14 protein-coding genes and 1 pseudogene are annotated in these 23,681 nt (G+C 39.1%); 12 read left to right on the top strand and 3 right to left on the bottom strand.

The annotated features are described in order from the left end of the window. The first annotated feature begins 2 nt into the window (after positions 1-2). From JOC28_RS01655 to JOC28_RS01710, 12 genes and pseudogenes are all read left to right on the top strand, one after another. Positions 3-2,813 carry a phage tail tip lysozyme gene (locus tag JOC28_RS01655; RefSeq protein ID WP_205008910.1) on the top strand — a complete coding sequence of 937 codons (2,811 nt, stop codon included), beginning with the start codon at positions 3-5 and terminating at the stop codon, positions 2,811-2,813. 460 nt (positions 2,814-3,273) lie between these two features. Further along, complete coding sequence (locus tag JOC28_RS01660) at positions 3,274-3,867, top strand: PBECR4 domain-containing protein (protein ID WP_205008911.1); 594 nt, start codon at positions 3,274-3,276, stop codon at positions 3,865-3,867. Between the two features lie 443 nt (positions 3,868-4,310). Continuing rightward, positions 4,311-10,277 carry an SspB-related isopeptide-forming adhesin gene (locus JOC28_RS11010; RefSeq protein WP_205008912.1) on the top strand — a complete coding sequence of 1,989 codons (5,967 nt, stop codon included), beginning with the start codon at positions 4,311-4,313 and terminating at the stop codon, positions 10,275-10,277. Continuing rightward, a pseudogene (locus JOC28_RS01670) lies at positions 10,277-10,432 on the top strand (calcium-binding protein); the annotation flags it as partial. The gene JOC28_RS11010 and the pseudogene JOC28_RS01670, both read left to right, overlap by 1 nt. 588 nt (positions 10,433-11,020) lie before the next feature. Further along, positions 11,021-17,908 (top strand): DEAD/DEAH box helicase family protein, encoded by a 6,888-nt coding sequence (locus tag JOC28_RS01675; protein WP_205008913.1) that lies wholly within the window; start codon positions 11,021-11,023, stop codon positions 17,906-17,908. 72 nt (positions 17,909-17,980) lie between these two features. Further along, complete coding sequence (locus JOC28_RS01680; protein ID WP_205008914.1) at positions 17,981-18,283, top strand: DUF5962 family protein; 303 nt, start codon at positions 17,981-17,983, stop codon at positions 18,281-18,283. Positions 18,284-18,292: 9 nt separating this feature from the next. Continuing rightward, on the top strand, positions 18,293-18,580 hold the full coding sequence (locus tag JOC28_RS01685) for a DUF5966 family protein (RefSeq protein ID WP_205008915.1): 288 nt from the start codon (positions 18,293-18,295) through the stop codon (positions 18,578-18,580). Between the two features lie 164 nt (positions 18,581-18,744). After that, positions 18,745-19,398 (top strand): peptidylprolyl isomerase, encoded by a 654-nt coding sequence (locus JOC28_RS01690; protein WP_205008916.1) that lies wholly within the window; start codon positions 18,745-18,747, stop codon positions 19,396-19,398. 47 nt (positions 19,399-19,445) lie between these two features. Beyond that, positions 19,446-20,525, top strand: coding sequence for a CHC2 zinc finger domain-containing protein (locus tag JOC28_RS01695; protein ID WP_205008917.1), 1,080 nt, complete (start codon positions 19,446-19,448; stop codon positions 20,523-20,525). Positions 20,526-20,578: 53 nt separating this feature from the next. Then, positions 20,579-20,785: a DUF5965 family protein gene (locus JOC28_RS01700; protein WP_205008918.1), complete on the top strand. Its 207-nt coding sequence runs from the start codon at positions 20,579-20,581 to the stop codon at positions 20,783-20,785. 2 nt (positions 20,786-20,787) lie between these two features. Further along, the gene (locus tag JOC28_RS01705; RefSeq protein WP_205008919.1) at positions 20,788-21,183 is read left to right on the top strand and encodes a DUF5945 family protein; all 396 of its coding nucleotides are present in this window, start codon (positions 20,788-20,790) and stop codon (positions 21,181-21,183) included. Positions 21,184-21,232: 49 nt separating this feature from the next. Next, entirely contained in the window at positions 21,233-21,529 is a 297-nt protein-coding gene (locus JOC28_RS01710) for a hypothetical protein (RefSeq protein ID WP_205008920.1), read from the top strand. 18 nt (positions 21,530-21,547) lie between these two features. On the opposite strand, the gene JOC28_RS01715 is transcribed toward JOC28_RS01710, so the two are convergent. The 3 genes from JOC28_RS01715 to JOC28_RS01725 all read right to left on the bottom strand — a co-directional run bounded on the left by JOC28_RS01715 (position 21,548) and on the right by JOC28_RS01725 (position 23,680). Continuing rightward, positions 21,548-21,841, bottom strand: coding sequence for a DUF5960 family protein (locus JOC28_RS01715; protein WP_205008921.1), 294 nt, complete (start codon positions 21,839-21,841; stop codon positions 21,548-21,550). Beyond that, complete coding sequence (locus JOC28_RS01720; RefSeq protein ID WP_205008922.1) at positions 21,828-22,196, bottom strand: hypothetical protein; 369 nt, start codon at positions 22,194-22,196, stop codon at positions 21,828-21,830. Before JOC28_RS01720 ends, JOC28_RS01715 begins: the two co-directional genes overlap by 14 nt. A gap of 170 nt (positions 22,197-22,366) precedes the next feature. Further along, the gene (locus tag JOC28_RS01725; protein ID WP_205008923.1) at positions 22,367-23,680 is read right to left on the bottom strand and encodes a Y-family DNA polymerase; all 1,314 of its coding nucleotides are present in this window, start codon (positions 23,678-23,680) and stop codon (positions 22,367-22,369) included. Between the last annotated feature and the right edge of the window lies 1 nt (position 23,681).

Genomic DNA, 23,681 nt, shown 5'->3' on the forward strand with positions numbered 1-23,681 from the left:
GCATGTTAAAGAGTAAACAAGACCTTAAAAAACGTCTCAAGAGTCATCAGAAAAGCCTCATCAAATCGAAAAGACAACTCAGAAGTGACCTGAAAACCCTTCAGAAGAAAGAAAATCGAGCCAAGCAAAAAGGAGAGACCTATCTCAAACCCTTTAACAATAAACAGAGCATGGCCAGGTTTCATCAGACCTTAAAACAAGATAGCTCATCTAAACAGGAGCTATTAGAAAAGAGCTATCAGACAGAACGTGATAAGCAAAAGATGCAACTAAAGGATGATTTAGCACAGGTACCGCCTAAGGCTTTTTCTGCCAAAAGTTATAAGACTCATCGATTAAAACCTGCTAAGCAGCGCTATCGTTTGGCAAAGCAGAATCTCAAAGCTTTCCGTGTTAAGGAAAAGCAGAGTTTCAAGGGACAAAGGACGCTGAGGAAAGTTCCCCTTTTTAGGGAGCAATCTCAAAAGTCAGTTGAGCAGCTGCAATTAGAAAAAGAGCTTAGTCACGCCAAGACTAATCTAAAGCAGTCCAAGCGTATTTATGGCTCAAAGCGGTCAACTACTCAAAGCAAGCGTTTTTTAAGACAAGCTAGTCGTGACCTTGTTCATCTTGTCTCACAGGATGATGATTTAGATGGTCTAAGAGAGATTCAAGATAAGGTAGCGGCGAGTAAGCGATATAGTCGTTTTCTCTATGATGCTGGAAGATTCAGTTTAAAGAGTGGGCAGGCAAGTGTCAGGCTAGGAAAAAACAGTGTCAAACAGGTTAGAAAAACTTCTAAAGCATTGACTGCTCCTTTCAAGAAAGGACGCTTTAAGCAAAAACATCTGAAGACTTTACGACAAAAAAATTTAAGGCAGTTTAAATCGCTTTCCTCGCTTTTTCAACCCTTTAGAACCTTCTTTACGGCACTTACATCTAACCCCCTGACATGGCTAGTCTCAGGTATCTTACTCTTTGTCATGCTTATGATGGGATTTTTCATCAGCGTTACCAGTAATAGTTTAATCCAGCAAGATGAGTTTGAGTTAACCAAGGCTTATCAGCACATGACTTGGGAAGATGCCGAACATACCAGAACCAATGAGACTGGAATCACTTATTTTACCAAGATTGATGATGTGATGGTCTATATGAACTACCGTTATCAAGATTATGAGTTAAATCAAGCCATGGATTTGTCTTTAGAGACTTATCAATCCTACTTATCTCAGTTATGGAGTGATTTGAATGCAGGCTCTGCTATTAAGAGCATGAAGGATCTGTACCAAAATAACCCTGATTATAAATTATCAGATGAAGAAAAGTCAGACCTTTCAGAACTGAGTGAAAATGGTGTCTATGATAGTCTTCAGGAGTTGGATAACCCATTTGAGGGACAAAGCAATGACGACAGCTTACAGATGACTTATCGCTACGGTTATTATCATATTGACGGAAAACCTAGCCTTCAGTCTTATATCGTTTTAGAGGCAAAGAGTGGACAGACAATCGTAGCCCCAATGGATGGGAAAGTAGTCCTTGATGGGGAGAATATTGTCCTCATTTCTGGTCAAGGTTCTAGTGAACGCCGCTTGACCCTTTATCAGATTTCAACGGGACGTGTCGCAAACAATCAAGTCGTCTCAGCTGGAGAAGTAATTGGTCAGACTAAGGACGATACTGGTCTCAAAGTGACCTATCAAAAGTATCAAGATGATAAAGAAAGTCTAACCACTGTCAATCCTGCCTTTTACTTTCCAAAAGTGATTCAAGTGCAAACCACCATTTTACCAACAATTGGTCAATTTGGTGGAGATGAATTTGCCAGAGCTAAAACCATTTATGACTATTTAAAAGCTAAAGGAGCTACTCATCAGGCTATTGCGGCGATTCTTGGTAACTGGTCTGTTGAGTCATCTATCAATCCTAAGCGAGCAGAAGGCGATTACCTCTCGCCACCTGTGGGTGCTAGTGATTCTTCTTGGGACGACGAGACTTGGCTAGACTTAGGGGGACCAGCCATTTATAATGGCGCCTACCCTAATATTCTTCATCGTGGTTTAGGACTTGGGCAATGGACGGATACAGCAGATGGTTCAAGAAGACATACACTTTTACTGACTTATGCTAGAACAAAAAATCAAAAATGGTATGATTTAAACCTTCAACTAGAGTTTATGATGGAAGGGGATAGCCCTTATTATACGACTTGGCTAAAAACATTTTTAGAAAATACAGGAAGTCCTGCCAGCCTTGCCCAAGTCTTTTTGACACGTTGGGAGGGAAACTCTGGCGATAAATTATTAGAGCGCCAAACCAGAGCTACTGAGTGGTACTACCAGATTGAAAGGGGCTTTAGTCAACCAAATGGTGGAACAGCTCAAAGCGATCCAAAATCACTTGAAGCCGTGCACAATGACCTCTATGAGAACTCAATTCCAGGTGGTGGCGATGGGATGGGCTATGCCTATGGTCAATGTACTTGGGGAGTTGCGGCACGCATCAATCAACTAGGCTTAAAACTCAAAGGTCGAAATGGGGAGAAGATTCCAATCATTTCTACGATGGGTAATGGTCAAGATTGGGTTGGAACCGCAGCTCGTCTCGGTGGAGAAACAGGTTCAGTACCAAAGGAAGGAGCAATTATCTCCTTTGCGGGAGGTAGTCACGGTACATTTGCCCAATATGGACACGTCAGCTTCGTTGAAAAAGTTTATCCAGATGGGTCTTTCCTCGTTTCTGAAACCAACTATAACGGCAATCCTAATTATACTTTCCGTAAGATTTCATCGGCAGATAGTGCCATGAGTTTTGCCTACACAACAAAATAAAAGAATAAGCTAACAATATGAGCATTTGTTAGCTTATTCTTTTTTGTAATTTATCAAAAATATTGTAAATTATTATTATTTTTGATAAATTACAAAAACAATAATAAAATGGAGATGGTTAGAATCAACACTCTTATGAATGCCTTTCATTTTGACCTGGAAGAAGTGGATCCAATAAGCCTAAAACGTCCTTTAGCCTTTCAGAAACTGTTTGAGTTTTTGATTTAAATTTCTTGTCAAATATCTCCTTTTCTGATACAATAGTAAGTGTAGAAGACAACTATTACTAGTGTATAGGAAACTGTATCTAGTACTGGCAGAATAGACAGCTACGGTCTGCTTGTAACTGTTTATTGCCTTATTGGGTTTGGATAGGTTTCACCACGAGCAGATATCTAAAAACTTATCAACTGATGGGGAGTCTAAACAGCTCCTCATTTTTATTTGGAGAAATGATTAAATGTTAAAAAATATGTGGTTAGCTTATTCATTATTAAAGCACCGAGAATTTCAAATTAGTTTTGAGAAGACAGTAGCTGGTAAAGCTATTCAGCAATATCTTAGCCTAGAGTTTAGAGACGATAACTTTAAACATATAGCAGGCTTTCATAAGTTAAAACTGAATAGTATGAAGGATGCAAAACGTATTCCAGAAATGATTCGCACAGAAAGATTAAGTTATCATTCTGTTGCATCGTCTCCTAAATTTGAAACTTTCTTAAGAAGAGCAACTGCTTCAGAGCTTATTGGGCTTGGATTGGTTATGAAGGATTGTTTTGTTAACCTTTATGAGTATGTGAAGCCAGAGTGGTCTAAACTTAATGCAGACTTTCTGTTACATTTGAGAATTGGAGCCTATGACTATTATCTGTTTTTGAAATCAATATCAAAAGTTAACAATAGTCCAGGGTCTATTTATAAGTGCAGACCTGTATCCTTTTTTAGAAATGAACCGAAGTACAGTGAGCAAAAGAGATATGAGTTACACCAAACGAGACTACGACTTCAATCTGTCGTTGAAAAAGTCGGAGGAATAGAGAAACAAATTATTTAGTTTGTGATAGTTTCTTTTAGTATAAATGAACATGACAGATATTATTGATTAAGATGTGTGCAATCCTATCTGAGGACTAATGTGTTAGTTCTCTTTTTTATTTTCTATTAACTAGAAAGAGTTGGCATTACATTTTTCATGTAAGTGTGGTACAAACTATTTTTATTAATCTGTCATGTCTCTTCCAACACAAAACAACCAAGAACATCTAAGCTCTTGGTTGCAGGAGATTATGAAAAAGAAAAGTTTTAGGAGTGAGTTTAGTATAAAGAATATTGCTTAAAAGTTTCTTAATGAAAATCTGACAGGCTATGTATCTATCAGTTGATGGATACGTAGCCTTTTTTGGTGTGATAACTTTTTCAAATGGGGCTTGATATGATTGGAGAAAGTGGCTAGGGAGACTTGGTTACTTAATCTATATCAAGAAAAGGAAAGATGTCATGACAAAACTCAATAATCATCGATTGTTACATTTGGAAAAAGGACAAAAACATGTCTTTCGTAAAAGTAAAAAATACCGTACCCTTTGTTCAGTTGCCTTAGGGACGGTCATTACAACAGCTATTGCACTTGGAGGCAGTCTTGTTCAAGCCGATGAGGTGCTAACCACAGAATCAAGTCAATCAACTACTTTGACTGAAAATCCTGCTACAAATCTCGTAGAGGCACAACCGTCAGAAACGCCTGCTCACCAGATTGCTGAAACGTCAACGGAACAAGTATCAGGAGAAATTCCGATTACGATTGATCATTCGAGTTTAGACCAAGCTGTAACAGAAGCAGAATCGCAAGGTGTAAATGTCGTAGAAGATGCTGCTGTTGACCTTGGAACGACACAGACATCAAATGAGACACAGGAGAAACTTAGTCAGGCAGCTCAAGATAATCAAACTCAAATTGACCAGATTAAACAGGTAACGGATAACTATGTTGCTGCTAAGGAGAACTATGTCAACGAGGTAACAACGATTGAGAATGCGAACCAGTCTTTGGTTGCGGCTCATCAAAAAGCAGTTCAAACCTCAAATCTTGCAACTACAACACTGAATGAAGAGACACTAAAACTTCAAGAAAACTACACCAATGTCCAGATTCAAGTATCGGATAAGCAAGTCTCTTCAGGAGATGGTACTTCAATTAAAAGTTACCAAGACTATGTGACAGCTGTTGAAACCGTGATTGATTCTAACAAGGCGGCCATCGAGGCTTATGTGGTTGAAAAGCGTAAGGCGGATGGAACTCGTGAAAAGAATGCTCAAATTGAGGCAGAGAATGCAGCTGGTCTAGCTAGGGTTGAAGCAGAAAATGCCGCTATTACAAAGCGTAACCAAGAAGGACAAGCAGCAGTAGATGCAGAAAATGCAGCGGGTCAGGCAGCTGTTGATAAAAGAAATCAAGACAATCAAGCTCAATCATCCGCAACCGATGCTGAAATTGCGGCAATTATTGCACGCAATAAAGCTAAGGAAGAACAGGTTGCTCGTGAGAATGCTGCCATAGATGCCTATAATGCTCAGGAAAAAGCACGTTATGAGCGTGAGTTAGCTGAAATTTCTAAAGGAGAGGACGGTTATATCTCAGAGGCTCTTGCACAAGCCTTGAATTTGAATAATAGCGAGCCACAAGCCCAGCATGGGGCAACAACTCGTAACCCAGATAGTATCATTGCGACTGGTGCCGCTGTACTAGGAGGTTATAGTAAGATTCTTGACTCAACAGGCTTCTTTGTCTATAACAATTTCTCAACTGGTGAGACTCTAGGTTTTGATTATTCTAACCTTCAAAATGCGACCTTTAACAATCAGCGCATTACTAAAATTCACTACGACATTACGAATCTCGTTTCTCCTTCAGGGACAAATTCCGTAGCTCTCTATGTTCCAAATGATCCAACAGAAGGCTTTATTGCTTATCGAAATGACGGAACAGGCGACTGGCGTAGTGATAAGATGGAATTCCGTGTCACAGCTAAGTATTATCTTGAAGATGGTAGTCAAGTTAGCTTTTCAAGTGAGAAACCAGGTGTCTTCACACACTCCTCTCTAAACCATAATGATATTGGCTTAGAGTATGTCAAGGATTCGTCAGGCCGCTTTGTTCAGATTAACGGTTCTACCATTCAGGTCACAAACGAAGGCTTAGCACGTTCTTTGGGGTCAAACCGTGCTAGTGACCTTGGTCTTTCTCAAGAATGGGATACGACTTCAAGTCCCTATGCTTATAAGGGAGCTATCGTTTCAACTGTAACTTCAGGAGATTCTTATACAGTAACCTTTGGTCAAGGGGATATGCCTGCAAATGCTGGGGGAATTTCGTATTGGTTTGCCCTCAATACCTTACCAGTCGCAAAAACAGTAACGCCATACATACCTAAACAACATGTAACGGCAACTTTAGAGCCTGTCCCAGAAACAGAACCAGTGACACCAGAAACCTACACTCCAAAGACCTTTACTCCTGAAGCATTAAAAACTTTTACGCCACAGGAATTGGAAACAGTTGTGGAGCCAGAGTTATCTTTGGAACGTGTTAGCCCTCCAATTGATCCAACCTTAACGGAACTTCCTTCAGCTCCAGAAGTACCAACGGTTCATTATCACTATCATACTCTAGCAACACAGCCAGCTATTGTAAAAGAGGTCAAAAATAGTGATGGTGTATCTATTGATCAAACTCAAGTTGCTAAAGCCTCACGAGTGATTTATCCATTGACAGTTGAGGCTCTATCTCCAAATCGTTCCCAAACAACTAGTCTAATTTTTGAAGATGCTCTCCCTGCTGGATATGAGTTAGACTTGGAAACAAGCATGTCTGAAAATAGTGACTATGACTTGACTTATGATAAGGAAAATCATTTAGTAACCCTAACCGCAAAACCGTCACTTCTTGAAAGTATAAACAAGAATCGCTCACAGTCATACACCCTAGTATCTCCTAAGTTATACGGTAACGTTCAAAATGATGGGGCTACCTATACCAATAGCTATAAGTTACTGGTTAATAAGGGAACCAATACCGCATATACAGTAAATTCAAATCTTGTTACGGTACGAACGCCTGGCGATGGAAAAACGACCAGTCTCATCACTCCAACTAAGGATAATCGCAATGCGGATGGTGTTATTATCAATGATACCGTCGTGCCTTTAGGGACAATCAATCATTACAGTCTAACGTGGGATTTGGATCAATATAAAGGGGACAAATCTTCAGCTGATACCATCGCAAAAGGTTTCTTTTATGTTGATGATTATCCAGAAGAAGTGCTTGATGTCATGTCAGATGGGGTTAGTTTGACAACTCTTGATGGTGAGGTTGTAACAGGCTTTAAGGCTATGGTCTTTTCGTCACTTGAAGAAGTTCCGAATGACTTGAAGTCCAAATTGCTTGCGGCTAAGATAACACCTCAGGGTGCTTTTCAAGTTATTTTACCTGATGATAACACAGCCTTCTATCAAAACTATGTTCAAACAGGAAAATCTCTTCTTATCACTACAAAAATGGCAGTTAAAGAGAGTTTAGCAGGGCAAGAAGTAAGGTATCAAAATAAGGCTTACCAGATTGATTTCGGAAACGGCTACCAAACTAAGGAAGTATCAAATACCTTGGTTACCCCTCATCCAGAAAAGAAAGATTTGAATGCAGATGGTGAGGACATCAATCACACACCAATGGCAGTTGGTCAAGTCAATTATTACCAATTAACTTGGGATCTTAGTCAGTATCAAGGTGTTAAGGCGAGCCAAGCAGCCATTCAAGAAGGCTTTTATTTTATCGATGACTTCGACGAAACCGCTGTTACGCCTAACAGCGACCTGATTCAGCTGATTGACAGTCAGGGGAAAGAGGTAACAGGTGTAAACGTGACTCTCTACCAGTCTCTTTCTGAGCTTCCTCAATCACTACAAAAGATTTTGGTAGCTGCTGGAATTTCCCCTAAAGGAACTTTTCAAGTCTTCTCAGCTGATAATCCAACAGACTTCTATGAGCGTTATGTGACTAAAGGTCTAGATATTGTCATCACCAATCCGATGACTGTTCTAAAAAGCTACCAAGGTCAGTCTGACCCTTATCAAAACAAGGGTTACCAAGTTGATTTTGGGCATGTTTATCAGACACAAGTCGTTGATAATACGGTTCCAGTTGTCACTCCAAGCAAGACAAATAAAAATGTAGACGGAGAAGATATGGCAGACAAACCTGTTATTTCTGGTACGATTAACGACTATACAATGATTTGGGATTTAGACCAGTTTAAAGGGATGAAAGCAAGCGCAGCAGATATTGCAAAAGGCTTTTACTTTGTCGATGACTACCCTGAGGACACAGTGAGTGTCGATGAGTCAGGCGTGACTCTCTCAGATAGCCAAGGAAATGCGGTTACAGGTGTTTCACATCGTATCTATGCCTCTTTTGAGGACTTACCTGAAGAACTTAAAACCCTCTTTTCATCAGAAAAAATGAGTTTAACAGGAGCTATCCAAGTCTTTTCAGCTGATAATCCTAAAGACTTTTATGAGCGATATGTGACCAAGGGACAGAGCCTAACCATCGTTAGTCCAATGCGGACGAAAGAGCTGCTAACTAGCGCTAAAGAAAGTTACACCAATAAAGCTTATCAAATTGATTTTAACCAGATAAGCCTTGCAGATGTTGTAACAAATACCTTGGTTAAACCTGAGCCACAGAAACAAAACCTGAATGCGGATAAGGTTTCTATCAATGGTCAAGCGATGTTGGTTGGTTCACAGAATTTCTATACTTTGACTTGGGACTTAGACCAATATCAGGGTATTCTTGCTAGCCAAGACCAGATTGCAAAAGGTTTTTATTTTGTCGATGACTACCCAGAAGAGGCTCTTGATATTGATGGAAATCAGATCCAAGTGCTAACTCGTTCAGGAGAGGCTGTTTCTGGTATCACTGTACAAACCTACCAGTCACTTGAAGAGGCTCCAGAATCCCTACAAGCGGCATTGCAGGCTAAACAAATTTCCCCAAAAGGTGCTTTTCAAGTCTTTAGTCCTAAAGACCCAGTAGCATTTTATCAGAACTATGTTCAGACAGGACAGACATTGACAATCAGTAACCCAATGACTGTTAAAGAAGGTCTTTATAACAGTGGTCAGTCTTATCAGAATAAAGCCTATCAGGTGGATTTTGGTCTCGCCTATGCGACTGAAGAAGTGACTAATTTTGTGCCAAAAGTGAAACCGACTAAAACAAATACCGATGGGAAAGGGGTGGTTATTGATGGCAAGACTGTCTTACCTCTCTCTGTAACAACCTATGATATTACCCTCGATTACAGTCAGTATAAGGACATGATTGTTACTGATGATGTTCTTGCCAAAGGTTTTTATATGGTGGATGACTACCCAGAGGAGGCTCTAAGTATCCTAGAGGACGGTATTAAGGTTGTTGACCAAAATGGTAATAGCGTAACAGGGCTTTCTGTTAAAACCTATGACAGTCTTTCGGATGCCCCACAAGTGGTACAAGATGCTTTCAAAGATAGAAAAGTAGAGCCTAAGGGAGCCATTCAAGTCTTCTCGGCAGCTGATCCAAAAAGCTTTTATGAAACGTATGTGAAGACTGGTCAGAACTTAAAGGTGTCAATTCCTATGGAGGTTAAGGCAGACCTTGCTAAAAGTGGTGGCCAGTATAGCAATACTGCCTATCAGATTGATTTTGGAATTGCCTATGTTACTGAAACTGTCCTAAATCAGGTGCCAAAACTTGAGCCGGAAAAAGATGTGGTTATTGATGTTAGCCAAAAAGGACAGAGTCTCAACGGACAAGAAATCGCTTTAAATCAAGTTTTCAATTATCGCTTGAAGGGAGCTCTTATTCCAGCTGATCGAGCAAGTGACCTCTTTGAATATAGCTTTAAAGATGATTATGACCAATCGCATGACCGTTATAATGGGCATTATCAGGTCTTTACGACTGTTGCCGTAAGCCTAACAGATGGAACCACTTTGGCAGAGGGAACTGATGTGACAAAATATACTCTTCAAACCTTGGATACTGAGAATGGTTTCGTAACTATTGAATTTGATAGTGCCTTTCTCTCAAAAGTATCAGCTCAATCTGTCTTTCAGGCTGATGTCTACTTGGAGATGGAACGCATTGCGACAGGTCAGGTGGAAAATACCTTCGAGCATATTGTGAATGGTGTGACCATTACGTCAAATACCGTATCTACTTATACACCAGAGGTTCAGGTAACGGTGCCACCACAAGAAATTCCTCAATCTCCTTTATCAGAGACAATTGAAACTTCCAAAGCACAAGTGCTTCCAAGTACAGGGGAAGTAGATAATGGTTTTCTTGCTTTGACTGGGCTAGGCGTTTTGGGGCTTACTTATGGTCTTCATCGAAAAAGAAAACAGGAGGGTAACTAATGGTTATCAAGAATCACTTCAAAGATTCCGACCAAGATGGTTTGTCTGATATGGCTGAATTAGCTTACGGAACCAATGTCTTCTCACAAGATTCAGATAATGATGGTAGGACTGATTTGGAGGAACTCCAGGAGGGACAATCCCCACTCCAAAAGATGATTCAGTCCTTAAAGGAGCTTCAAGAAAGGGACTATGAGACCTTTATTATGGCTTTATTTGAGGTGGAACTATCGGTATCTAGTCCTGTTCTTTTAAAGCAATTGTATAAGGATTACATGACGGATGATCGAATGATCCTTGTGAATGAAGAGCTTTATGAACACTCTCGTCAACTGCAAGAGAGTGTTCAGGAGGAACTGTCAGACTTGTTTGCTCGTCTATACCGAACTGGTGCTGGTAATGCTTTTATTATGGATACGCTTAATGATCAATCCCTCAAAAAAGCTATGACTGGCTATGATGTCTTTGATGGTATCTCCTATGATAAGGTGGCTTTAGATACTTTAGAAGATATGATTCAACATGACTTGTCCTTAGTTAGTCAAGATTATTTTTCAGATTTGGTTTATCTTGCTTTAGAGAAGAAGTTACTGGATGAGAAATCAGAATTTCTACAAGTTTATGTCGAACAGTTACTTCCAATATTATCTAACGAGAATCAAGTGACATCAGACATTAGCATGGTGTAATCATTTGGGCTGAGCGCTTGTCTCAGCCCTATTTTTATAGAAAGAGAGGTTTGTATGACACTGAGAGAATTTTTAGACAGCTTACGAGCTCCAGTTCGTATGGCAACTTCAGAGGTACTTGATTTTTTAGCCTATCAAGCTCAAGAGATTGACCGCCCTTGGCAAGATGTTTTAGAGGCTTTTGTAGCAGGAGAGCGGACGGATGTTACTAGAGCAGGAATGACTGATTTATCCCAAGAAGTGGCAGCATTTCTATTAAGCTCCCCCTATGGTTCTTTGGATAGTCTAAAGGCTTATATTCGTCACTTTTCTGAGGCCGGTCTGAACCGACTAGACCAATTAAATCAAACGGAGAAAGAGTTGGTAAGAGAACTTTCAACCTATCACTTGGCTTATCGTTTTCACTTGTTACAGGAGAAACATTATCAGGCTCTTGAAGATGGTCGTTTTCTTTCCTATTTGCCAAATGTTAATCTGGTTAATATCTCTAAAGTTGCCCATAATCTATCAGATCGGATTAGTCGTGATATTGAAACATTTTCACTAACCTATGAGCCAGAAACTGTTCGAGAAACAAAAGAGAAGTCAAGTGAAGAGATTTACTTTAAGGAAGAAGAGACAGATCTTGAGGCTTATAGGGGCAAAACTCTAGTTGCTAGTCTATCAAAGCGTGACTTTAGTGTTAGGCACGAAGCGGACTATGAAGCTCTTTCGTTTTTAGATAAATTTGCCATTATCAGCCGATTTGACCAAGTTAAGGAGGAATTGGAACAACAAGAATTAGATAAGGAAAAGGTCGAAGAAGAGCTTAGTCTTGTTTTTAGAGAAGAGCCTGAGCAAGTATCTGCCTATTTAATGCCTGACGAAAGCCTAATATCTTATTTAGACCTTTTAAATGGTCAGAGCCACTATTTAGACGGTTACCAAGACTTGTCTTTAGATTTAAAAGTGGACTTACTGAGCTATTATGATACTGTTCGCAATCATTTGACAACTCCTAAAGAGATAAGTTCGCCTGAGAAAGAATCTGTTAGCTCAGAAGCATCTAGTGTGGAAAAGAGTGATAATGGTCATTCCTATACCTTTCTTAATGAGGCTGGTATTAAGAGTGACCAACTGACTCAGGAAGAGCTTAAGATTTATGAAGATGCTTATTATCGGTTTGACTTGAATCCAAGTCAGTTGCGGCTACTAGCCTCAAAACCCTTTCATGAGATTAGTAACCTAGCGCTTAGTACAGAACTCCTGTCTCTAGGAATTGATGAAACTTACATTCCATTTTTCCTTGGCTCAGAACTTTCTATAGCTGACCTTCAATTTCTTGGAAGAGAGAGTTTAACGAATGCTTTAGCTTTGGAAGTGTTAGACCAGTTTGAAAAATATAAGCTAGAAAACCCTGAAGAGGATAATCGCTCAATTTTAGATCATCTCCTTCATGTTAGGAAAGAGCTGACAGATTTAGAAGAACCACAGGCAAATCAACTTGTCCAAGCCATCTTGGAGAGATTTCCAGTTGGTAGTTATGTGACCTACCGTGAGGATACTTTTGAGCTCATTTCTGTCGATAATGCAGGAGATAACTTAGTTAGACTAGAATTATTGAATGATTTTACCTATATCATTGAAGAGAATCCTGTTCTTTATGTGGGCAGTTTAGATGAGGTTACGCAAAGCCTTCATCTTGTCGTAGAGGAAGAGCAGCAAGTCACTAAAGAAGAAAGTCAGTCAGAGCTTGATTTGTTTGATTTTATTGATGGCGATCCAATTGTAGCAGAAGTCATTGATGGCGACTTTAAAGAACTTGATGTTACTCATGAAGTCGTTACTAATGTTAGTGAGAAAGAAGTCGTAGATGAAGGTGTTCAGGATTTTGTCTTTCCAGAAGACCTGACAGATTTCTATCCTAAAGGAACACGAGAAAAGATTGAGGCTAACGTGAGAGCTATTGCCTTGGTAAAAAAACTTGAAAGTGACAATAGACAGGCAAGCCCTGAGGAACAGCACATTCTAGCTAAATATGTTGGTTGGGGAGGTCTTGCCAATACTTTCTTTGATGACTATAATCCGAAGTTTGAACGAGAACGCTCGCAATTACGAGACTTAGTTAGCCCTAAAGAATTTTCTGATATGAAACAGTCCTCATTGACTGCCTATTATACAGACCCGATGATTATCCGACAGATGTGGCAGAAACTTGAGAGAAGTGGTTTTAAGGGTGGTCGTATCTTAGACCCTTCTATGGGAACGGGGAATTTCTTTTCTGCAATGCCTCTATCAATCAGGGAAAATAGTGAGCTTTATGGGGTAGAATTAGATGGAATCACTGGTGCTATCGCAAAACAGCTACACCCGAATAGTCATATTAGTATTACAGGTTTTGAAAGCACAACTTTTCAAGATAATGCCTTTGATTTAGTGATTTCAAATGTCCCATTTGCCAATAGTCGAATTGCGGATAAGGCTTATGAGAAACCTTATTTGATTCATGACTACTTTTTAAAAAAATCACTAGATTTAGTTCATGATGGTGGTCAAGTTGCCATTATTTCTTCTATTGGAACAATGGATAAGCGAACGGATAATGTCTTAAAAGATGTCAAAGACCAGACACAATTTCTTGGTGGGGTTCGTTTACCAGAGACAGCCTTTAAACGGATTGCTGGAACCAGTGTTACAACTGATATTCTCTTTTTCCAGAAAGACTTAGATAAGGTGCTAGGTGGAGATGAATTGGCTTTTTCTGGGTCTATTCGCTATGAAGATGATCACCGTATATGGCTCAATCCTTATTTTGATGGTAAGGATAACCCTCAAGTATTGGGGCAATATGATGTTAAACAGTTCAATGGTGGGATGCTTAGTGTTAAGGCAACTGATAAGCAGCTTGACCAAGCCTTATCAAAGGCACTAGGCAATATTAAGCAACCAATTGTGAAGTCTTTAGATCAGATTGACTATTCAGAGCAAGTCTTTCAGGAGGTTAAGAGAGATTCTTCTATACCGAGAGAGTTAGAAGACAGTCTAGGGCTCTATGCCTTTGGCTATCAGGGGAATACCGTATATTATCGTGATGAAACTGGTATCCGAGTAGGGTCTAAAAGTGCAGAAATCTCTTACTATATAGACCAAGCAGGTGATTTTCAAGGTTGGGATAGTGGTGTATCTCAAAAGGCTATTGACAGCTTTGTCAAACGCCAGATTAGAGATTCTGATGCTTTAGATGTCTATGTGACAGAAGAACCAGCCAAAAGAGGGCGTTTTAAAGGTTTCTATAAAAAGACAGTCTTTTATGAAAGCCCACTTTCTGAGAAAGAAGTGTCTCGTATAAAGGGAATGGTTGACCTTAGAGATCTTTATCAGTCTATCATCGAGTTACAAAGAGACTATGACTATGATAGAGAAGTATTTGCGAAACGACTAGGTCAATTAAATCAGACTTATGACCGTTTTGTGAAGGCTTATGGTTTTTTAAACAATTCTGTGAATCGAAACCTTTTTGATAGTGACGATAAGTATTCACTTTTAGCAAGTCTTGAGGATGAAGTGATGGATAGCAGCTCTCAGAAGGTCACTTATAAGAAATCTCTAGCTTTTGACCGTGCTTTGGTTCGTCCTGATAAAACCCAAACAGAAGTTACGAGTGCGCTTGATGCCTTAAATGCCAGTTTAGCTGATGGACGAGGGGTTGACCTTGCTTTTATGCGATCCATTTATCCAAGTGCATCAGAGGAAGAGCTTATCAAGGAACTTGGACATCGGATTATACCTAACCCAGAAGCCTACTTAAAGGGAGAGCTGACTTATGTGTCACGGCAAGATTTTCTCTCAGGAGATATTTTAAGTAAACTAGAAGTGATAGACCTCTTGCAGCAAGAGGAGAATTCGGATTTTGATTGGGAATATTATCGTCAATTATTGGAAGAGGTTCGCCCAGCTCTTGTAACGCTAGCTGATATTGATTATCGTATTGGCTCACGCTGGATTCCTGATGAGGTCTATGGTAAGTTTGCCTGTGAAACCTTTCTAGGACAGACCTTTACTTTGGATAGTCCTGACGTGCATCAGGTCATTAACCGTAGTCAGATTGATGGGACTATGACCCTTACAAAAAGCTTTAGCTATAAGCCTACAAGTGCCCATGAGCGAAGTCTTGGTGTCTCAGGGTCACTCTATGAGAGAGGACGCTCTATCTTTGAAAATCTTTTAAACTCAAATCAACCAACCATTACACGCACAATCCAAGAAGGCGATAAGAAAAGAGTTGTCACAGATGTGGAGAAGACTAGTCTTTTGCGAAGTCGTGAACAGGACTTGCAAGGGCTTTTTCAAGACTTTGTGGCAGCTTATCCAGAGATAGGAGAATTACTGGAAGATGTTTATAATAAGCTTTATAATCGCACAGTCTCTAAGATTTACGATGGGTGTCATTTAGAGATTGATGGTCTCGCTCAGCATATTAGTTTGCGCCCTCATCAGATGAATGCCATTCAACGTATTGTCGAGGAAAAGAGAGCCCTTCTAGCCCACGAAGTTGGTTCAGGTAAGACCCTAACCATGCTTGGAGCAGGCTTTAAACTCAAAGAATTAGGTCTGGTCAACAAACCCCTCTATGTTGTTCCATCTAGTTTAACAGCACAGTTTGGTCAGGAGATTCTAAAGTTTTTCCCAACCAAAAATGTCTTTGTCACTACCAAGAAAGACTTTACCAAGGCAAGGCGCAAGCAATTTGTTTCTCGCATTATTACTGGAGATTATGATGCGATTGTTATTGGGGATAGTCAATTTGAGCGTATTCCAATGAGTAAGGAAAAACAAGAAACCTTTATCCAAGATAAGTTAGAAGAAATGCGAGCTTTAAAAACAGGAAGTGATAATAACTATACTGTAAAAGAGGCTGAACGGTCGATTAAGAGTTTGGAAAATCAGCTCAAAGAACTGCAAAACCTTAGTCAGGATACCTTTATTGAGTTTGAAAACCTCGGTATTGACTTTCTCTTTGTGGATGAGGCACATCATTTTAAGAATATTCGCCCGATTACAGGCTTGGGGAATGTCGCAGGTATTACGACAACGACATCTAAGAAAAATGTGGATATGGAAATGAAAGTTAGACAGGTTCAGTCGGAGCATGACCACCGTCACGTTGTTTTTGCGACAGGAACTCCAGTTTCTAATTCCATTAGTGAACTTTATACCATGATGCACTATGTTCAACCAGATGTCTTAGAGCGCTATCAAGTTCAGAATTTTGATTCTTGGGTAGGAGCTTTTGGTCATATTGAAAATTCGATGAAATTAGCTCCCACAGGGGATAAATACCAACCCAAAAAACGATTTAAAAAGTTTGTCAATCTGCCTGAATTGATGCGTATCTATAAGGAAACCGCTGATATTCAGACCTCAGATATGCTTGATTTACCAGTTCCTGTGGCTCATATTATTCCAGTTGAGAGTGAGTTGACAGAGAATCAAAAAGCCTATCTCAATGAATTGGTAGAACGGTCAGATAAGATTAAGTCAGGTTCAGTTGATCCAAGTGAGGATAATATGTTGGTTATTACCAGTGAGGCTCGTAAGCTAGCAATTGATATGCGTCTCCTTGATCCTTCCTATAACTTGACGGATAACAACAAACTGCTGCAAGTCGTTGATAATGTTGAGCGCATTTATCGTGAGGGGATGATGAATAAGGCGACACAGATGATTTTCTCTGATATTGGTACTCCTAAAAAGGGAGATCAGACTGGCTTTGATGTTTATCATGAATTGAAAGAACTCCTGGTAGATAGAGGGATTCCTCAAGAAGAGATTGCTTTTGTCCATGATGCCAATACTGATGACAAAAAGAATAGTCTATCACGTAAGGTTAATAGTGGCGACGTTAGGATTTTAATGGCTTCTACGGAAAAAGGAGGTACAGGGCTTAATGTTCAGGCAAAAATGAAGGCTGTCCACCACTTAGACGTTCCTTGGCGTCCGAGTGATGTGACACAGCGAAATGGACGGTTGATTCGCCAAGGCAATGAGCATGATGACGTAGACATTTATCATTACATTACGAAAGGGTCTTTTGACAATTACCTTTGGGCCACTCAAGAGAATAAGCTACGCTATATTAAACAAATTATGACCTCAAAAGATCCTGTTCGTTCAGCAGAAGATATTGATGAACAAACCATGACAGCCTCAGACTTTAAAGCACTTGCGACAGGTAATCCGTTTTTGAAGCTCAAGATGGAACTAGAAAATGAACTGGGATTACTTGAAAATGAGAGACGTGCATTTCAACGGACCAAAGATGACTATCGGCGCACGATTCACTATTGTGAGGAGAACCTACCATCTATGCATAAGCGACTAGACGGTTATGAGCAAGATATTGCTAAGGCAGACAGCAGCAAAACCCAAGCTTTTGCCATGACTTTAGGCAATCAGGTTTATACAGAGCGACCAGAGGCGGGAGACTACCTCAATAAGCTCTTAAAACACCTTTATTCAGAGACTAAAGAATTACGAACCCTAGGTCATTATCGAGGATTTGACTTAAAGGCGTTGACTCGTTCTCCAAGCGAACCGTTGCCAGAACAGTTGACCTTACGAGTTGTTGGTCAAAACCAGTATTCTGTCACACTTGACTTAAAATCAGATATTGGCACTATTCAGCGTATTAGTAACACCATCGATCATATCAGCGATGACCAAGTCAAAACAAGAAAGATGGTGGAAGAGTTGCAAGATAAGCACCGTGTGGCTAAAGAAAAGGTAGATGCTCTTTTTCCAAAAGAGGGAGCTTATCAAGAGCTTAGAGCTAAATACGATGTGATTGGACCTTTAGTAGAAAAAGGCGCAGCAGTCGAAGAAATCGAAGAGGCTATGGAGACATTCCAATCCCAGATGGAGAATCAACAAAGGTTAGAAAGTTTTCCTCTTGAATTAGCCTAAAGCGCTGACAAATAAGAGTGAGCGCGGTACAATAAGGTCATCACAAGATAAATAGATAAAAGGAGTAATGACATGACACTTCATGTGGAGAGCATCAGACAAACTTTAGATGATTGGTTAGCACAAGGCTTTACCAGTCCAGAAGATTATCAATCTTATCTGAAATTAAAAGAAAACTATGAAGATGAGACACACGATTATAGTTTTTCAAAGAGAGAAGTCATTGGTCAATTAGAGCTTATGATGTCAACTCGTGAAAATAACTTCCCAAATCTTGAGGAAGGGCTAAGAGAGGTATTTCTTGAGCTCGTTGCTCAACTTGATGAACTAGACAAGGGACAAGCTGATTACTATCGCCGTCAGCTTATTGACTAGGAGAAGCCTATGGAAACAATTGTACAAGGGATTGGTATTCTACTGGGACTAGGAGTCATTTTAACGATTCTCTTTCGTTTACTAAGATTAGCAGTAGGCTTAGGTATCCTTGCTTTGTTTAGCTTTTTGGTCTTTGTGGAACTCTATGGTATCTACCTTCTATTCACAGAGTTTAATCTCTATGTGGAAGATTTTAAGACTAATGGTTTCATGAGTTTCTCAGGATGCCTTCTCCTTATCAATCTGATGTTTTTATTCTCTATCATTTGGATTAGGAGACAAAGGAAAAGGGTTTAGAGATAACTGCGGCTGAGAGGCTGAAGCTATTAGTTAAGGAAAACGTCATTCGCTAAGAGAATAAGCAGAGTAAAGATCACCTTATGGTGGTCTTTTTGTGATACTAAAATCAAGGCAACTGTCATATTCTTAGTCTTAACAAAGAATAAGGAGGTCATTATGACATGATTGATAAAACGAAGGTTAAGATTGTTGCAAGCCTTGGGGCTGTTGCAATAACTAGCTTTATTGCAGTTATGGGGTATTCTGTTGGTCATCAGTCCGCTACCCAAATGACACAAGCGACAATTCGTAAGGAGGCTAAAGCCTTACTTCAAAAGCAGGAGAAATCAGATAAACAGACAAAAATTTCAACTGACGGAGTCAAAGAATTTCTAACCCAATATTACACGAAGGAAAAGTTGAGCGAAAATAATGAGCGTATTAAACCTTATTTAACAGATGCCGCATTTTCTGAAGAAGTAGCACGTCAAAATGAAGCTCTCAATCAGGTCTACAAGGATTATATGATTGATTATCGTTTTGAAGATGCTCTTATTTATATCAATCAGGAGAATAATCAAGCGATTGCTCAGGTTAGTTATCGTGTCACTTATATTGCCGACCTTGAACATAAAGATGAGGCAAAAACGACTCAAACTGAAACCCAAACACTTCTGCTAAGTTATGCCAAAGTAGGCGATAAACTTCTTGTCAATCACATGAAGTCTTGGAATAAAACTTTGGAGGAGTTGGAGAAAGATTCTGAGCTTTCTTCTAATCAGGAAGTTAATTCTGCAATTCCAGCTATTTCAAGTTCTACAACAGTTGGACCATAAAAATAAAGCGTGGTTATTGCCATGCTTTTATGATATGGAGGATTGGTATGGAAACACTAAAAGATTTAAAACAGAAGTCTTTGATAGCTATTGCAGAGTCATTGGGTATTCCTTTTAAGCGGATTTCCTCTGATATTTACGAACATCCTGAACATGATTCATTTAAAGTTTTTATGCGAACAAATACCTTCAAATGGTTTTCAAGAGACCAGGGAGGAGATGCCATTGATTTTGTCCAAACTCTTACTGGAGTCGGCTTCAAAGAGGCAGTTAGCTATCTAAAAACTGGTAATTTTCAACTTCATAAGGAAGAACTGGTTAAAAAAGAACCTTTTCGTTACTATGTGACAGAAGATGGGCAAGAGGATTTTCATCTAGCAAGACGATACCTAAAAGAAGAAAGAGGCATTTCTGACTCAACAATCAATTTTTTTGGCAGACAAGGTATTATGGCACAGGCTCTTTATCGACATGAACCTGTCTTAGTTTTCAAAGCATTTAATCATAGACATGTTCTTGTTGGTGCAAGTCTTCAAGGTTTAAAAAGGCATATTGACGAGAAACGCCCTTATTTAAAGCGGACGATGAAACACTCCGAGGGGCATGTTGGTGTTAGTGTTGATATTGGCAAGCCTAATCGTTTAGTATTTACAGAATCCGTTATTGATGCGATGAGTTATTTTGAATTGCACCAATCAAGCCTAAAAAATACTCGATTAGTAGCGATGGATGGCTTGAAACGTAGCTGTATAGCCTATCAAATCCTTAGACTTATTGCAGGAGAAAAGAAGAACCTACCTTTTTTAGATAGCTTGAATCCATCAAAACTGCTTACCTATCTTACCACTTTAATTGAGACAACGACTTACTTTAAAGAATCTCCAGATGTTATAACATTAGCAGTTGACCATGATAAGGCTGGTCTTGATTTTATTGGAAAGTGCAGTGATTTGTCTTTACCTTTTCAACTAGACCTTCCTCATCTCCTAGAAGAGAAAGGAAAGTCAGATTGGAATGACATTCTTAAATCTCAGAAGAATCCTAGTTTAGAGAGTCTTATCAATCAGGCGAGGATTCAAATTGGAACAAAAGAAAAGACGACTGGGCCGTTTACGTTAGAGGTGTGATAAAAAAATCAAGCCCTATGGGCTAGACTAATCACTATAAGGAGGACGCAAAAATGAGTGTCATAGAACGCCTAGAAGAAAAAGTTTCTAGGCAAAGGGAGAAGGTACTAAAAGAACAAGAAAAATTAGAGCAGTATCAAGAGCAACTACAAAACGCAATGTTTACTGCGTTTATGAGACGGCAACAGGCTAGTCCATTAGGATTTAACCAAGCACTTGATCAGGCTTTTGGCCAAGAAGAAATAAGAAATGAGGACTAAAAATGACAAAAGATTGGCAGTTTAATCAACCCTTAGAAGAGCAAGGGACAGCAAGTGAAGAACGTGAAAAAATTGCGGCTTTATTTGGAAAAACAGGAGATAAGCCTGCTCCAGTAGATAACCTAGACTATTTGGCAGCCTTTGAAAAGCGTAAGCAAGCTCCATCTCCACAACCTGCTCCCAAAAAGCAAGTGTCTAAATCTTTAGAACAAGCACAAGAGGTTAGCTCAGATATAACGTCTGACTATAAACTCTACCTATCAAAACAGATTGCACAGAATACAGATGATGTGATGTTAAGTCAGAAAAAAATTGAAGACTTGCATAGTCTGATTGACCAGAAAAATCAACAAACGAAAAAACTTCAGGCCATTTATGATGCCATTGATGAGCTTTAACAGACACAAGCAGTTCTATAATCAGGACTGCTTTTTTGAAAGGAAGAAGATGTTTCAATTACGAAAAAAACAAAAGTCAAAACAAACAAAAGACCTGTTTAAACTTCTTATTCATCGCTTGTCTGAGATGGATGATCATCAATTAAATAAAATCAATCAATTGATAACTTTGATTTTTGATGAAACATCAAAGACCGAGATAGAGACTCCTATTTCAGAGCAATCTCCCATTCAAACAGAGAATGACAAAAGCCTCGATGAGCATATCATTGAGGCTAAAAATAAATTACACGTAGAAAAGCTAGAGAAGAATATCGAGAAATTTAAGCAATCTAAACGAAATTAGTCGTATGCACACTAATTCTTACTCAATATGTTTAACGGTTTTCCGATAGGTATATTTGGAAACCGTTTTTGTTTCGCTTAGAGTTGTAATATCAAAGATAAAGTAATGGTCACTATTATCTTTAGCGTTTTCTTTATTGAGTTTAAAATAGTTTTTCTTTGATTTGTACATGGCAAGTAGAATATCGTCTGTAAGAAAAGTAAGTGGTGTATCGAGCGCTGAGTAGCGATAAAAGTCAGTCTCAAATTGTCGATAGCTATCACTAAAGTAATCCATTTGAAGTTGATTACGATGAAAATCAAGCTGATTCATCTAAAACCTCCTCGTCTAACCTGATAGAAAGAATTTGTTCCAGGGAAACAGTAATTTGTGACTCTTTTGTCTTAACTAAAATATAATCTTGACTTAGATGTTGAATTGTTCCGATGACTGTCACTTTTTTCTTGTTTTCTAGAACAACTATACAGCTAGGAAGTTGATTGGAGTAGAGTTGGCTGAGTAAGAGTAGCTTTGTTTCTACTGATAATTCTGAAAGATAGCTGATATGATTGTTATCATCAGAGAGTGCAGTAGTGTGTTCAGATAGGAAAAAGCCCATCCATTTTTGCATTCCTGTATCTTGGTATTCTCTAGCAGATTGAAATGGCAAATATGAGCGATCAACCATATTAGAACCTCCTTTTAAATAATAGTTGACAGTCTTATCAAAAAGTTTAGAATAGTCATATAGACATCGTAAAGATAAGGAGTGACGGTTCTGACTCCTTGTAAAATAAAAAAGTGACCAATCGATGTTAAGGTGGCTAGCCCATCTTTTTTTGTTTAATAGATTATAAGTCACTTTAACCCGTCTAAGCCACCAGCAGAGTGCCCACCTATTAGTTTACTTCTTGCAATGTTTCTGGAACTGTCCAAAAGGACGGTTCCTTTTTGAATGGCTAAAAAGCCAAATTCATCCCTTATGTTATCAATCGCAGATTGGAGTTTATCTTCTTTTTCGATAGCTTCTATATCGTCAAAAAGGGAAAGGAGTGTGTAGTTCTCATCCACGAATCCAGAATAGTTGACGGCTATTCCCCGAACAGCCCCTGATTGATATTTCGAACGAAAGAGTTTTAAAACGGTATCAGTCAATAGTCGTGTTATATTGGTCGGGTCAATCTTCATCTGAGCTTGTATAGGGCCTTTCATTTCCGTCTTTGAATAATTAACAAAAATTGAAACAATCGTTGCTTTTTTATGTTCTTTTCGTAATTGAATGGCAACTTGTTCAGCCATTTCAGATAGCACCACCTCAATTTCTCTTTGTTGGAGATAGTCTCTCGGAAGAACCTGAGAGTTGCCAAGACCGTGTGATTTTGGTTGATAAGTGTTATGAACATTACTCTCATCAACACCATTGGCATGAAACCAGAGCTGAACACCAACTTTTCCAAATTCTTTTAGCTTTGAGATTGCCCATACTTTACTTTCGACATCTTCATAAGACCAATTGGCTCTCATTGTTACTGTTTTCTTTGCCTCGTTATCAAGTGCAAGTTTAGCTAAAAGAGGATTAGCATTGCTCATTCCAATAGTTGAGATAATACCAGTCTTTCGCCAAATATCACGTTGGATAATGGCTGATAAATTATCCAATTTCTCCCTTCTCGTCAATGCCTTATCTTTGATAAAGTAATTGAGAGAAGAAGTTAAATCGATAAAGCCTTCATCAATCGAATAGGGAAAAATATCATTTGGTGCTGCAAAGTCTTGAAAGACATGTTGAATTTCGATATTTTTTTCAATATATCGATCCATCCTTGGCGGTACAATAATAGTTCTTTTCGCCCAATGCTCAATAAAAGATTTGTATTTAGGTGTCACTTCGATGCCTTGTCTCCAAGCATTTTGATAACTAAATTTTCTTGTTTTAATATCAAATGGGAGGTCGTAGGAACGCCCAACATTATTTTTTCCAAAGACTTTCTTAAACATGGGAGATGAGGCAAGGATAAGGCCGGAAGAGTTATCAGCACGACTCATAACACAGAGGGAAGTGTGTAAAGGGTTCAAACCTAAATCAACACATTCCACTGAAGCATAAAAGGATTTCATATCAATAAATGCTATATCTGATTGAGGTTCTTTGGAATAATCAATATAGCCCATC

It is taken from the genome of Streptococcus loxodontisalivarius, from assembly GCF_016908645.1.
Lineage (GTDB): Bacteria > Bacillota > Bacilli > Lactobacillales > Streptococcaceae > Streptococcus > Streptococcus loxodontisalivarius.

Bases quoted from the DNA above. Each gene is read 5' to 3' on its own strand.
- JOC28_RS01655 (WP_205008910.1), top strand. From the start codon at position 3: ATGTTAAAGAGTAAACAAGACCTTAAAAAACGTCTCAAGAGTCATCAG.
- JOC28_RS11010 (WP_205008912.1), top strand. From the start codon at position 4,311: ATGACAAAACTCAATAATCATCGATTGTTACATTTGGAAAAAGGACAA.
- JOC28_RS01695 (WP_205008917.1), top strand. From the start codon at position 19,446: ATGGAAACACTAAAAGATTTAAAACAGAAGTCTTTGATAGCTATTGCA.
- JOC28_RS01700 (WP_205008918.1), top strand. From the start codon at position 20,579: ATGAGTGTCATAGAACGCCTAGAAGAAAAAGTTTCTAGGCAAAGGGAG.
- JOC28_RS01690 (WP_205008916.1), top strand. From the start codon at position 18,745: ATGATTGATAAAACGAAGGTTAAGATTGTTGCAAGCCTTGGGGCTGTT.
- JOC28_RS01660 (WP_205008911.1), top strand. From the start codon at position 3,274: ATGTTAAAAAATATGTGGTTAGCTTATTCATTATTAAAGCACCGAGAA.
- JOC28_RS01720 (WP_205008922.1), bottom strand. From the start codon at position 22,196: ATGGTTGATCGCTCATATTTGCCATTTCAATCTGCTAGAGAATACCAA.
- JOC28_RS01685 (WP_205008915.1), top strand. From the start codon at position 18,293: ATGGAAACAATTGTACAAGGGATTGGTATTCTACTGGGACTAGGAGTC.
- JOC28_RS01680 (WP_205008914.1), top strand. From the start codon at position 17,981: ATGACACTTCATGTGGAGAGCATCAGACAAACTTTAGATGATTGGTTA.
- JOC28_RS01705 (WP_205008919.1), top strand. From the start codon at position 20,788: ATGACAAAAGATTGGCAGTTTAATCAACCCTTAGAAGAGCAAGGGACA.
- JOC28_RS01715 (WP_205008921.1), bottom strand. From the start codon at position 21,841: ATGAATCAGCTTGATTTTCATCGTAATCAACTTCAAATGGATTACTTT.
- JOC28_RS01675 (WP_205008913.1), top strand. From the start codon at position 11,021: ATGACACTGAGAGAATTTTTAGACAGCTTACGAGCTCCAGTTCGTATG.
- JOC28_RS01725 (WP_205008923.1), bottom strand. From the start codon at position 23,680: ATGGGCTATATTGATTATTCCAAAGAACCTCAATCAGATATAGCATTT.
- JOC28_RS01710 (WP_205008920.1), top strand. From the start codon at position 21,233: ATGTTTCAATTACGAAAAAAACAAAAGTCAAAACAAACAAAAGACCTG.